General features: G+C 70.2%; 10 protein-coding genes and 1 pseudogene. 6 read left to right on the forward strand and 5 right to left on the reverse strand.

What is annotated here, in order from left to right:
• Window positions 1-99 precede the first annotated feature (99 nt).
• Window positions 100-942, reverse strand: a pseudogene (locus EDF64_RS10775) (carbohydrate ABC transporter permease); the annotation flags it as partial.
• 83 nt (window positions 943-1,025) lie between these two features.
• The gene (locus tag EDF64_RS10780; RefSeq protein WP_133519983.1) at window positions 1,026-2,390 is read right to left on the reverse strand and encodes an ABC transporter substrate-binding protein; all 1,365 of its coding nucleotides are present in this window, start codon (window positions 2,388-2,390) and stop codon (window positions 1,026-1,028) included.
• 120 nt (window positions 2,391-2,510) lie between these two features.
• Between EDF64_RS10780 and EDF64_RS10785 the strand changes: the two genes are divergently transcribed.
• Window positions 2,511-3,035, forward strand: a complete 525-nt coding sequence (locus EDF64_RS10785) for a hypothetical protein (RefSeq protein WP_133519984.1) — start codon at window positions 2,511-2,513, stop codon at window positions 3,033-3,035.
• 120 nt (window positions 3,036-3,155) lie between these two features.
• Here EDF64_RS10785 and EDF64_RS10790 read toward each other — a convergent pair whose 3' ends face one another.
• Window positions 3,156-4,244, reverse strand: a complete 1,089-nt coding sequence (locus EDF64_RS10790) for an acyltransferase family protein (protein ID WP_347813185.1) — start codon at window positions 4,242-4,244, stop codon at window positions 3,156-3,158.
• A 226-nt stretch (window positions 4,245-4,470) separates the two neighbouring features.
• Between EDF64_RS10790 and EDF64_RS10795 the strand changes: the two genes are divergently transcribed.
• A complete protein-coding gene (locus EDF64_RS10795) occupies window positions 4,471-5,628 on the forward strand; it encodes a Vms1/Ankzf1 family peptidyl-tRNA hydrolase (RefSeq protein ID WP_133519986.1) in 1,158 nt (385 codons plus the stop codon).
• A gap of 208 nt (window positions 5,629-5,836) precedes the next feature.
• Here the strand turns inward: EDF64_RS10795 and EDF64_RS10800 are convergent, their stop codons facing one another.
• A complete protein-coding gene (locus EDF64_RS10800) occupies window positions 5,837-7,042 on the reverse strand; it encodes an MFS transporter (RefSeq protein WP_133519987.1) in 1,206 nt (401 codons plus the stop codon).
• 84 nt (window positions 7,043-7,126) lie between these two features.
• Between EDF64_RS10800 and EDF64_RS10805 the strand changes: the two genes are divergently transcribed.
• Entirely contained in the window at window positions 7,127-7,828 is a 702-nt protein-coding gene (locus EDF64_RS10805) for a GntR family transcriptional regulator (protein WP_208108884.1), read from the forward strand.
• A gap of 60 nt (window positions 7,829-7,888) precedes the next feature.
• Here the strand turns inward: EDF64_RS10805 and EDF64_RS18220 are convergent, their stop codons facing one another.
• A complete protein-coding gene (locus EDF64_RS18220) occupies window positions 7,889-8,041 on the reverse strand; it encodes a hypothetical protein (protein WP_166645691.1) in 153 nt (50 codons plus the stop codon).
• 237 nt (window positions 8,042-8,278) lie between these two features.
• Between EDF64_RS18220 and EDF64_RS10810 the strand changes: the two genes are divergently transcribed.
• From EDF64_RS10810 to EDF64_RS10825, 3 genes are all read left to right on the forward strand, one after another.
• Complete coding sequence (locus EDF64_RS10810; RefSeq protein ID WP_166645692.1) at window positions 8,279-9,382, forward strand: LacI family DNA-binding transcriptional regulator; 1,104 nt, start codon at window positions 8,279-8,281, stop codon at window positions 9,380-9,382.
• Window positions 9,383-9,684: 302 nt separating this feature from the next.
• Window positions 9,685-11,427: an ABC transporter substrate-binding protein gene (locus EDF64_RS10820; RefSeq protein WP_243736341.1), complete on the forward strand. Its 1,743-nt coding sequence runs from the start codon at window positions 9,685-9,687 to the stop codon at window positions 11,425-11,427.
• Window positions 11,424-12,404: an ABC transporter permease gene (locus EDF64_RS10825; RefSeq protein WP_133519989.1), complete on the forward strand. Its 981-nt coding sequence runs from the start codon at window positions 11,424-11,426 to the stop codon at window positions 12,402-12,404. Before EDF64_RS10820 ends, EDF64_RS10825 begins: the two co-directional genes overlap by 4 nt.
• Window positions 12,405-12,447: the final 43 nt, after the last annotated feature.

Genomic DNA, 12,447 nt, shown 5'->3' on the forward strand with positions numbered 1-12,447 from the left:
GACCACCTGTCGGGCGGACACGCGCGTCCGGAGCGCGCGCTGCGCCTCCAGGCCGTCTCGCCTCGCCCGCTTGCGGTTGTCCCGTTCGTCCTTCGGCGGACGGTTCGTCAACGCGAGGAACGCGAACGACAGGATGAACGCGGCCAGCGCGATGATGACGGCCTGCGCGCTCGCGACGCCGTACTCGTTGAACGCGAACGCGTTCGTGTAGGCGGCGTAGTTCGGCGTGTACTCGGAGTCGATGGCGGGGGCCACCGTGGACAGGATCTGCGGCTCCGCGAAGAGCTGCAGCGTGCCGATGATCGAGAAGACCGTCGTGAGCACCAGGGCCGGCGCGATGAGCGGGATCTGGATCCGCCACGCGACCTGGAACGCGTTCGCGCCGTCCACCTTCGCGGCCTCGTAGACCTCGCCGGGGATCGACTTCAGCTGCGCCACGATGATGAGCATGTTGTAGCCGGTGTAGGTCCACGTGACGATGTTCGCGATCGACCACAGCACGCTGTTCGCGCCGAGGAAGTCCGGCTGCAACCCGATCGCCTGCAGCATCGACACGATCGGCGACAGCCCCGGCACGTACAGGAACGACCAGAGGATCGTCGCGATGACCCCGGGGACGCCGTACGGCATGAAGTAGACCGCACGGAAGAAGCCCGGCCAGCGGGCGCTCGCCGACTCGAGGAGCAGCGCGAGGATCGTGCACGCGATGATCATCACCGGGACCTGCACGACACCGAAGAGCAGCATCCGGCCGATCGAGGCGACGAAGCCGGTGTCGTTGAGCGCGGTGATGTAGTTGTCGAAGCCGGCGAACCGGCCGGTGACCCCGTCCTCGCCGAACAGCCCCTTCCGGTCCACGGTCGTGAACGACTGGAACAGGGCGCTGATGATCGGGATGATGAACGTCAGCACGAACAGGGCCAGGAACGGGGCGAGGAGCATCCACGGCGCACGCTTCTGCGCGACCGTGGCCTTCGTGCTCGTGCGGAACCCGGGCTTCGTGCTGGTCGTGCTCGTCTGCTGGCTCATCGTGCCGTCCTGACGCTGAGGCCCTTGTCCTTGAAGGACTGGACGATCTCCTTCTGGGCGAGCTCCACCGCGTCGGTGAGCTTCAGACCGCTCGTGAGCTTGCGCCGGAACTGGTTCTGCAGGCTCGTGAACGCCGACTGCGTCACCGGCGACCACGACCAGTCGATGTTCTGCTCCTTCGCAGCGGGGACGAAGACGTCCTCGTTGTAGTTCTGGCCGGAGAACCACTTCGACGGCTGCTCGCGCTGCTTGCCGATGTAGTCCTTCGCCGGAGACCACCCGATGCCGCAGTACTTGATCATCGCGTCGATGCCCGCCTTCGAGGTGGTCATCCAGGTGATGAACTCGAGCGCCTCCTTCGGGTGCTGCGAGTTCGCGAGCACCGCGGCCGTCGACCCGCCGATCGCACTCGACCCGAAGCCCGTGTCGCCCCACTTCTGCATCGGCGCGACCTTCCACTTGCCCTCGCCGCCCTGCACCGACTCGATGAGGGCGTCACCCCAGCTCGCGCTCGTGACGGCCGCGATCTTGCCGCTCGCCGCCGAGGCGTACCAGCCGGGGGAGTACGCGCCGGCGCTGGTGTCGACGAGCTTGTCGTCGATCACGCCGTCGAAGAACTCCGCGACCATCATGGTCTTGTCGTCGGTCATGTCCACGACCCACTCGTCACCGTCGACCTTGAACCAGCGGGCGCCGGCCTGCTGGGCGTACGCGGCGAACGGCGAGGCGTCCGCGACGGGGAACACCTCGAGGTAGTTCTGCGGCCCGGTCTTCCGAACCTTGTCGGCGAGCTCGCGCCACTCGTCCCACGTCGCGGGCGGTTCGCCACCGGCCTGCTCGAGCAGTGCCGTCTGGTAGTAGAAGCCCATCGGGCCGGTGTCCTGCGGGATGCCGTAGACGCCGTCGACGAACGAGACCTGCGCCCACGCTGCGTCGTCGTACTTCGCCTGCCAGTCCTTAGCGCCGTAGCGGGCGAGGTCGACCAGGCCGTTCGCGAGCATGAACTCCGGGATCTGCCGGAGCTCGACCTGCCCGATGTCGGGGCCACCGCCGGCCGCCAGCGCGGAGTACATCTTCTGGTAGCCGCCGCTGTTGCCGCCGGGGATCCAGTTCGCGTTCACCTGGATGTCGGGGTGCGAGGCGTTCCAGACGTCGCAGACCTTCTGCAGGTCCTTGAGCCAGGCCCAGTAGGTCAGGGTGACCTTCTGGCCGCTCGCGGCGGCGGGGATGACCGCCGCCTTGTTCACGTTCGTCGAGCCGGGGACCGCGCATCCGGCGAGCAGGCCGGTGGCGGCCGCTCCGATCCCGAATCCGAACAGCTGTCGTCTCGTGAGTGGTCGTCGTGGGGTCGATGGCGTCATTGCCTGCACCTCGGTTCGTCGTCGAGCGGGGTTGCACTCACCCAACCACAAAACCGAGCGGTGGTGCAGTTTCGTCACGGCACCGTGACGGTACGGTGAAGTTCCACATATCGAAAGGCAATGATGCTCTTCTCATCCGTACGAACCGCTGCCCTCGCGCTCACCGCGGTCACGGCGACGGTGCTCCTCGCGGCAGCCCCGGCCGCTGCCGGCCCCATCGGCGACATCGGTGGATCGGTCGGCCCCGCCCCGACGGACCGCATCGCCTCCTGCTCAAGCGGGAACTTCGTCGGTGAGCTCGCGTACACGTCGGACAACCGGAACGCGTACTCGTTCTCGCCGTCCCGGTACCGGATCACCAAGCACAACGGCCAGTCCGGCGGGAGCAAGGCGAACATCAGCACCCGGACCCTGCAGGCGTCGCTCGACGGCCGCGGGCAGATGGTGTCGAACGAGTGGTGGTCGTCTGCCGACGCGATGGTGCAGGACGGCCACTGGCACACCATCGACCCTCGGTCGAACCGCTGGACGAACGCACTCCCCGCCGGCCACGGGGTCCAGGGGCAGGCGCGTTTCGTCTTCGACACCTCGGGGTGGGACCCGGCGTGCACGGCAACGTGGTCCGGCACGGTCGTGTACTCCTGACCTGCTGCCGGTGGCTGCCCGGGAACGGGACGGCCACCGGCGGTTCGTGGTGCGGGCGTGCGGGCGTGGGGGCGACGGCGGGCGTTCCGCCGTGTCCGACGTGAGCGTCGGGGCGCGTGATCAGTTCGCGACCACTCGGGACGTCGCCCATCGGGGCGGGGCGAACAGCCAGCCGAGGCCGATCCGTGGCGCGACCGACGCGAGCACGAGCGGAACGACCACCCCGAGTACCCAGGCTGCGACGAACACGGCCTCCGGCTGCACACCGAGCGCCTGCAGTGTGATCCGGGTCCCCGCGACGACGACGATGTGCGCGGTGAACACGACCACGGTCCGTCGCCCGATCCACGCGAGCAGGTCGCCGACCCGCGGGATCCGTGCGAGCAGGACGGCGCCGGCACAGAGCGCGAGCACGCCCGCACAGGTCGCGACGAGACTGACCACCCGGAGGTCGAACGGAAGTGAGGAACGGTCGGTCGGGCCGACGATCCCGATGGTCCCGCACCACACGGCCACTGCACCAGTGACCAGTCCGAGGCCGGCCCACGCCGGTGTCGGGAGTCGGAGGACGTGTCGCGCGCCGGGCAGCCCGAGGACCGCGCCGACGGCCACGAAGAACGAGAGGGCAAGGTACTGAGCACCCAGCACCGGCGGGACCCAGCCCCAGGTGACGATCGCGAGCGCGGCCAGCAGGGCGAGCCCGGCGGCCGTCCAGCCGACGACGGCTCGGTGGCCGTGACGACTCCGTCGCGCGAAGTGGCGCGGCGCGACGAGCACTGCGACCGTGAGGACGGTTCCGACCCAGAGGGCGGGGAGGAAGTACAGCTGAGCAGGCGGGGTCCAGATGGCCAGGGAGGCGAGGGTCGTCGGGGTGTTCCGGAGCGGATCCGTGGCGAGGCCGACCGCGCTCTGAATGGTCCACCAGACCACGTAGAGCCATCCGAAGAGGACCGCTCGTTCACGGATGAGTCGCAGTGCGCCTCGTCGTGCGAGCGACCCGGGGATGAAGAGGCCCGCGATGAAGGCGATCGCTGCGACCCTCGGGACGTGTGTGATCTCGTACGCGGTGACCAATCCGTGGTCCTCAGGGAGCGCGCCGGATTCGAGGAGCCCGAGAACGGCGTGCGCGCCCACGACCATGATGACGGCGACCCCGCGTGCGGCGTCGACCTCGATGAGGCGCCGTTGCGAAGTAATATTACGCGTCATGAATACCAATATATCCCCGGGAGGCGCTCCGAGCAATGCGCTCGGCAGACGATGCGTGAGACCACGGCGCTGCAGCACGACCTCGTCCGGGCGGCTTCGTGTGCGTCCGGACTCGCTGGGCGTTCGCTCCGCGCCGCGGACACCGCCGCGCGGACGGGTGGAGTGTGGGCGCACACGAAACGTCGGGGTCCGTGACAGCCCCGGCGACCGTCCGAGAGGAGCTGCCATGACGTCGACCAACGCGACGAGTGAACTGCACGAGATCCTGGGACAGCGGCTGGAGGGCGACGGCACGTGGGCATGGGCCTACGCCGACGTCTCCGGCAACGTGGAGGACCCGAGGCGACAGGCAGCGCTGAAGCTGCGCGCCGTCGAGGAAGCCCTCCGCGCACAGGGCGCGACCGACGACGTCGTGGACCTCGTCGCCGGCGAGTTCGAACAGGAACCCGGCGTCCCGTCGCCCGTCACGCGCTACGTGCTCGTGCACGACGGTGCGCTCGTGCTCAGCGAGGTGCTGCCCGGCAACCTGCACGGGCCCGAGGCTGTCGGCGTCGGTGCCGTCCCCGACCTCGTCCCCCTCGTTGCACACCGGCCGGTCGATCTGCCGTTCCTGGTCGTGCACGCCGGCAAGGAGGGTGGTGCCCTCCGCGTCTACCGTCTCGGCCACGCACCGGTGACGCACGACGAGCAGCAGGTACAGGGCCGGAACGACACCCTGCACTACGCGAAGGCCGGCACCGGGTGGAAGCAGCCGCACTGGCAGCAGCACACCGAGGAGATCTGGAAGCAGAACTCGTCGGAGGTCGCCACGGCGGTCGACGAGGCCGTCCGCTCGCTCCGCCCCGGGCTCGTGGTCGTCGCCGGTGACGTCACCGCGCGTGAGCTCCTCGTCAAGGCACTCTCGAACGAGGCGAAGGCCCTGACGTCGGTGTTCCCCGGCGACCCGCGAGCGGACGCCGGATCCAAGCAGGCGTTCGTGGAGCACGTCGAGACCGCCCTCGCCCGCGTCGTCGCCACGCGTCGGCACGACCTCGAGGACCTGCTCCGCACCCACGTCGGGCGCGGCGACAACCTCGCCGTGACCGGACTTGGCTCCGTCGTCGCGGCGCTGCAGCAGGCGCAGGGGGCCGTCGTCGCCCTCGACTCCGTCGCGGTGGGGGACCGGACGCTGCTCGCGCTCGCCGGGGCCCCGTGGGTGGCGACGGCGCCGGAGCAGGCTGCCGGGACGCCCGTGATCGGTGCGGTGCCGGCCGTGTGCGCTCTCGTGCGCGCGGCGGTCCTCACCGACGCCGAGCTCGTCCTCGTGAACGCGGCGTCGTTGCCCGGCGGTGCGGCAGCCGCGGCGCTGCTGCGCTGGCCGGTGGGGCCCGCCGTCCCGGCCTGAGCCCAGGGCGGGCGCAGGCGGCAGGCGGCAGGCGCTAGCGGCAGGCGCTTCCGCGCGTGGGAGGCGGATCCGCGCATAGGAGGTCGGTCCTTCCGGCTCCCCATGCGCGGATCCGCCTCCCATCGCTCGTGCGATGGGCTGCAACGCCGTGCCGATCGCCGGTCGCGCGAGCCGGGGTGGTCGTCAGCCGCGCGAGCCGTCGCGATCGTCAGTCGTGCGAGCGGTCCCGGCGTGGCACCAGGGGCAGCGCCAGCACGGGCAGCACTGCCACGATCCCGAACGACGCGGCGAACCCGAGCGCTCCCACCAGCGCGCCGATGCCCGGGCCGACGGCGCTCGCCGCGATGAACTGCCCGGTGTTCTGCGCCCCGAGCGCCCGGCCCGACCAGAACGGCCCCGCTGCCTCGGCCACCGACGTGTACGCCAGGCCGTTGTCGGCGACCGTCACGCTCGTCGCGATGACCAGGAACACCGCGGCTCCGGCGAGGTGCGTCACGTCGACGAGCGCCAGCAGGCCCATCACCACGGCGGCGCTCAGCGCGACGATCCGCAACGGTCCCACCCGGGAGCCCGCGCGGTCGCTCCAGACCCCCACGAGGATCCGCCCGATCGCCCCGACGAACTGCGACGCCCCGACGAGCAGGCCAGCGGCCGGCGTCGACCACCCGAGTCCGACGAGCCACACCAGCCCGTAGGTCGACAGCGTGAACTGCGGGACGACGAGCAGGATCGACACGGCGTGCACCCGCCACAGGAAGCCGTTCGAACGGTAGGGGTTGTCGGTGACCGCGGTCGGTGCGGCCGATCGAGCCGGACGCGGCGGGTTGGCGATGCCGATCGCGCAGCACACCGCCAGCACCGCGCAGAGGACGATCGGCAGGACCAGCGCGGCTCGGATGCCGGACACCTCGGCGAGCTGCGGCACCGTGACCGCGGCGAGCGTCACCCCGAGTGGCTGCGACATCTGCCGGATCCCCATCGCCAGGCCGCGGCGCTCCTTCGGGAACCAGCCGACCACGACCCGCCCGCTCGCGGCGTTCGTCGAGGCGCTCGTCATGCCACCCGCCAGGAACGCGAGCCCGAGCAGCACGGGGTCGCCCGCCGCTGCCCACGCGGCGAGGACCGCGAGGGTGGTGAGCACGAGTCCGCCGGCGATGACGATGCGCTCGCCGAAGCGGTCCGTGATCGCGCCCCAGGCGATGAGCGTCAGGACCATGCCGAACGTCGGCGCCGCGGCGAGGAGCCCCGCCTGCGTGAGCGACGTCCCCTGCGCGTGCAGGTACGGGATGAGCAGCGCGGGTGCCGAGACGACGAGCGTGCCCGCGGCCTGTGCGGCGACCCCGAGCGCGAGCATCGTCCACGCCCTGCCGGAGATCGGTGGAGTCGAGGTCGTGTGGGGCACCGTGGAGGTCATCGAGGCAGTCGTTTCGTCGCGGAACTGATTGGTATACCAAAACGGTATACCATTCCGCGTCGACCGCCACTAGGCTGGTGCGCCGTGAGCGAGACGACCGACGCACCGCCCGTGTCGCAGACCAGCCAGCTCTACGACAACCTGCGGTCCGCGATCCTGACGCTCGAGATCGCCCCGGGCGAGCGGATCTCCGAACGCGGGCTCGAGGCGCGTTTCCACGCGTCGCGCACGCCCGTCCGCGCAGCGCTCTCGCGGCTCGAGCGCGAGGGGCTCATCCTGCACGAGGGCCGCTCGTGGACGGTCACCCCGATCGACCTCGACGAGATCGCCTCGCTCGCCGAACTCCGCGGCGTGCTCGAACCCGCCGCCGCACGCCTCGCCGTCGGCCGCGCGTCTGAGGCCCAGCTCGCCGAGGTCCGAGCGCACCTCGACACCCTCCGTCCGACGCCCGACCAGCAGGCCGGCATCCGGATGGGCTCGACGTTCCACCTCGACCTGGCAGCGCTCGGCGGCAACCGGTTCATCACGGACGCGATCGCCGACGCGCTCACACGCCTCGAGCGCACCCGGTGGATCGAGGTGCGCACGCCAGAGGCCCGCGACGCCGCGTGGGAGGAGCACAGCGCGATCATCGACGCCGTGCGGGACGGCGACGGTGACCGGGCTGCCGAACTCCTCGCAGCGCACGTCGCGGGCACGAACGACCGGTTGCTCGCGTGGATCGCGCAGGAGCGCCGCCGACTCCGCGGAGCGGGCATGGCGATCGTCGGCGCGACCGAACGCTGAGCCGCGGCTCGGACGTCACGCCGAACGCTGCGCAGGCCTCGAGCCGACCGCGGCGCGGGCCTACGGTCTCGCGGCGTCCTCGGCGGCGTCGATCTGGTCGAAGATCCACGCCGTGCTGCCGTCGGAGTGGTCGAGCAGCGCGTCCTTGACCTCTTGCTCGTCGGTGTTCTGCCTCTGGGAGAGCTTGCTCCCGGAACGTGTCGACTGTGACATGGACTGTCCTTCCCTGCGTGTGTGGGCATCGTGGTGACGCGGGCTTCCTGCCCGCCGGTGCGCTTCCTCACGGGACGTACTGAGGTCGTGACAGTGTCCCGCCGCTCATCCGCAGAACGCAAGGGGTTTCCACGACCTGTGGAGAAGACGTCGCCGACGCCTGCCTAGGATGGTCCGGCCGCCGGCTCGCGGCACGAGGCAGTGGACGTCACGCAGGCGTCGGACGGGAGGCACGGCTTGGCCGAGCAGCGCACGGCGCCTCCCACGGTCTACGACGTCGCGTCCGCGGCCGGCGTGTCGATCGCCACGGTCTCGCGCGTGCTGCGCACGCCGGGCGCCGTCCGCGAGGGCACGCGGGACCGCGTGCAAGCGGCGATCCGGACCCTCGGCTACGTCCCCTCCGGCAATGCCCGCGCCCTTGCCGGCAAGCGCACCGGCGTGGTCGGACTCCTGCTGCCCGGGTTCGACGTCGTGCCCGACGAACGACCGGACCTCGTCACCGACGGCGGCGTCCGGGTCGTCGACGACCGCCGACACGTGACGCAGCCGTTCTCGTCCAACCTGTACTTCGACGAGGTCCTGCGCGGCGCCGAGACCGAGGCGTGGCAGCGCGGCCTGGCGCTCATGGTCGCCGCCGGTCGTGGCTCGTCGCGCGACGTCATCGTCAACGACGTCGCGGGCCGGGTCGACGGCCTGGCCGTCCTCGCGCAGACGGTGCCGGACGACCTGCTCGAGCACGTCGCCAGACGCATCCCGGTCGTGGTGCTCGCGGACGACCGGCGCTCGCACGGCTTCGACTCCGTGAGCGTCGACAACGCCGCCGGCATGCGTACCATCGGCGCCCACGTCATCGGGCGGCTCGGCATCCGATCGCTGGTGTACCTGGCCGGGCCGATCGACTCACCCGACGACATGGAACGGTCTGCGGGGTTCCGGCAGGCGCTCGACGACCACGGGGTGCCGCCCGCGTCCGTGCGGGTCGTGCACGGTGACTTCGGTCGGGTGCGGGCGCGCGAGCTCGCCGCGCAGCTGCTCGACGGCGCCGAGGTCCCGCGGGCGATCGTCTGCTCGAACGACCAGTCCGCGCTCGGGGTGCTCGACGCCGCCGGGGCTCGCGGGGTGCGCGTGCCGGAGGACCTCGTCGTCACCGGCTTCGACGGCATCGACGCCGGTCGGTTCTCGGCGCCCCCGCTGACGACCGTGCACCAGCCGATGGGAGAGCTCGGGCGCGCGGCGGTCCGGGCGATCGTCGACCGGCTCGAGCGGCGCGAGGGCGCTCCGCGCGCGATGCGTCTGCCCGTCGAGGTCCTGCTCCGCGAGAGCTGCCCCCCGTCCCTCTGACCCCGCCGCCCGCCCCGCCCGCGCCGCCCGCGCCGCCCGCGCCGCCCGCGCCCGAACGCCTGCCCCGCCCCGCACGCCCGCACCGCCGCGCGCCGCCCGCCTGTCGAGATCGCACAATGTGTCGCTCTCGCACCCGGCCTCCGGCTCTTCGTGCGATCTCGGCGAACGTGAGCGGCACGTCGTGCCCCCTCCCCACGTGCCGCCCCCGCAAACAAACGCCGCGACCGCGCACCCGCTTGCAGAACGCGATGTAAGCGCATACATTGTCTCGGTACCCACTCGACACGGAGGTCGACCGAGCAATGACGCTTCCCCCACAGCGCGCGCGCGGGCAGCTTGACCCACGCACCCCGGCCACCCGCCGCGGTCGGCGCAGCCGCATCATCGCGGCCATCGCCGGCATGGCGGTCGTGGCCCTCGTGGCCACCGGCTGCAGCATCCAGGTCCGTTCCCAGCCGGACCCGAGCATCGGCAAGGACACGATGCTCATCAACGCGGACCACGGCAACCCGCTGTTCGACCGCAACTTCAACCCGTACATCGCGAACGCCCGCACGGCGTCGAAGTGGATGTACGAGCCCCTCATCGAGGTGAACCCCCTCGACGGCAAGCGCAACCCGTGGCTCGCGAGCTCCTGGTCGCAGCCCGACGCCAAGACGATCGACATGACGATCCGCAGCGGCGTCGAGTGGTCGAACGGCGACGCGTTCAGCGCGAAGGACGTCGTCTTCACCTTCGACCTGCTGAAGAAGTTCCCCGCCATGGACGTCAAGGGCGCCTGGCAGCACATCGACACGATCGAGCAGCGGGGCGACCACGTCGTCTTCCACCTCAAGAGCGAGGACGTCCCGAGCCTGACGATCATCGGGCAGACGTACATCCTCGGCGAGCAGCACTGGGGCAAGGTCAAGGACCCGACCACGTGGCGCGACCCGAACCCGGTGGGCACCGGCCCGTTCGTGCTCGGCAACTACACCGACCAGCAGTACTCGATGGACAAGAACAAGCGGTACTGGCAGGCCGACAAGATCGCCATCAAGCACCTCATCCTGCCGGCGACGAACACGCAGCTCGACACCGTCACGCGCGGCTACGACTGGGCGTACTCCTTCATCTCCGACGTGAAGGGCACCTGGGGTGCTGCATCGAAGACGAACACGTACTGGTTCCCGCCGGGCGGTGTGATCGGCCTCATCCCGAACCTCACGAAGGCGCCGTACAACGACATCAACGTCCGCCGGGGCATCTCGCTCGCGCTCGACCGTGACGACATCGCCGAGACCGCGACCGAGGGCAACCTCAAGGCCGCGGCGCAGACCGGGCTGATCCTGCCGAACCAGGAGCAGTACGTGAACCCGGACATCGCCGACAAGGGCGTGATCACGCAGGACGTCGCCGCCGCGAAGGCGAGCTTCGCGAAGTCCGGCTGGGTCGAGCAGGGCGGCAAGATCGTCAAGGACGGCAAGCAGCTCGAGATCACGATCACCACGGCGAACGGCTACTCCGACTGGCTCCGCGCCGCGCAGGAGGTCCGTCGCGACCTCACCGCCATCGGCGTCAAGGTCACGATCAGCGCACCGCAGCCCGCCGGCTACCAGCAGGCCATCAACAACGGCACGTTCGACATGGCGATGGGCGGCATGGGCAACGGCGACGTCTACCAGGCGTTCAACTCCCTGCTGAGCTCCGACTTCTACCAGCCGGTCGGCAAGTCGACGGTGAACAACTACGAGCGGTACAAGAACGCCGACACGCAGAAGCTGCTCGACGAGTACAAGGCCACCACGGACCCGGCGGAGCAGCAGGAGATCCTCGACCAGCTCCAGGAGGTCGTCTACAACGACCTGCCCGTGATCGGGATGTACTACGGCGGCCTCTGGGGACTGTTCAACACCAGCAAGTTCGTCGGCTGGCCCAGCGCGGAGGACCCGTACATGGCACCGCAGAACTACGACTCGGCTCCGCTGCTCATCTTCTCCAAGCTGCGGCTGCGGGACAGCGCCGCCGGTCAGAAGATCCTGAAGGAACAGGACGAAGCCAAGTGAAGTACATCCTCCAGAAACTCGTCCTCTTCGTCCTGACCCTCTGGGCCGCGGTCACGCTGAACTTCGTGCTCCCGCGCCTCATGCCGGGCAGCCCGACCGACGCCGCCCTGGCGAAGCTCAGCCAGAACGGCCCGGTCACCGACGCCACCAAGAGAGCCATCGAGGCGCAGCTCGGCGTGCCGAGCGGCAACCTCTGGGACCAGTACGTCAGCTACCTCCACCAGGTCATCACGCTGGACTTCGGGACGAGCTACACGTTCTACCCGCAGCCGGTCGGTGACCTCGTCGCCCGGGCGCTGCCGTACACGCTGATCCTCGTCGGCCTGGTCACGATCATCGCCTTCGTGCTCGGCACCCTCATCGGTGTCGGCGCAGCGTGGAAGCGCGGCACCTGGCTCGACTCGCTGCCGACGCTGTCGGGGAGCTTCATGTCGACGTTCCCGTACTTCTGGACGGCGCTGCTCCTGCTGTTCTTCCTCGGCTACGTGCTGCACTGGTTCCCGACGACGGGCGCCTACTCGGCCACGACGACACCCGGTCTGAGCGGCGCGTTCATCGGCGACGCCCTGCAGCACGCGGTGCTGCCGGCGGTCACGATCCTGGTGACGAGCCTCGGCGGCTGGATCATCGGCATGCGCAACGCGATGATCAACACGCTCGGCGACGACTACGTGACCTTCGCCGAGGCGAACGGTCTCCGCGGACGCACCGTGGCGATCCGGTACGCGGCCCGCAACGCGATCCTGCCGAACCTGACCGGCTTCGGGCTGGCGCTCGGTGGCGTGGTCGGCGGCTCGGTGCTCGTCGAGCAGGTGTTCGGCTACCCGGGCATCGGCTACCTGCTGTTCAACGCCGTGATCGGCCAGGACTACCCGCTCATGCAGGCCCTCTTCCTGATGATCACCGTGTCGGTGCTCATCGCCAACTTCATCGTGGACGTCCTCTACGGCGTCCTGGACCCGAGGACACGACGATGATCCGCAACTCGCGATGGGCGGCGTGCTCCGCCCACAACCACCA

It is taken from the genome of Curtobacterium flaccumfaciens (assembly GCF_004361695.1).
Taxonomy (GTDB): Bacteria; Actinomycetota; Actinomycetes; order Actinomycetales; family Microbacteriaceae; genus Curtobacterium; species Curtobacterium flaccumfaciens_B.

Coding starts and splice junctions, on each gene's coding strand:
- EDF64_RS10790 (WP_347813185.1), bottom strand. CDS start 4,244: ATGACGCGTAATATTACTTCGCAACGGCGCCTCATCGAGGTCGACGCC.
- EDF64_RS10795 (WP_133519986.1), top strand. CDS start 4,471: ATGACGTCGACCAACGCGACGAGTGAACTGCACGAGATCCTGGGACAG.
- EDF64_RS10780 (WP_133519983.1), bottom strand. CDS start 2,390: ATGACGCCATCGACCCCACGACGACCACTCACGAGACGACAGCTGTTC.
- EDF64_RS10785 (WP_133519984.1), top strand. CDS start 2,511: ATGATGCTCTTCTCATCCGTACGAACCGCTGCCCTCGCGCTCACCGCG.
- EDF64_RS10800 (WP_133519987.1), bottom strand. CDS start 7,042: ATGACCTCCACGGTGCCCCACACGACCTCGACTCCACCGATCTCCGGC.
- EDF64_RS10820 (WP_243736341.1), top strand. CDS start 9,685: ATGACGCTTCCCCCACAGCGCGCGCGCGGGCAGCTTGACCCACGCACC.
- EDF64_RS18220 (WP_166645691.1), bottom strand. CDS start 8,041: ATGTCACAGTCGACACGTTCCGGGAGCAAGCTCTCCCAGAGGCAGAAC.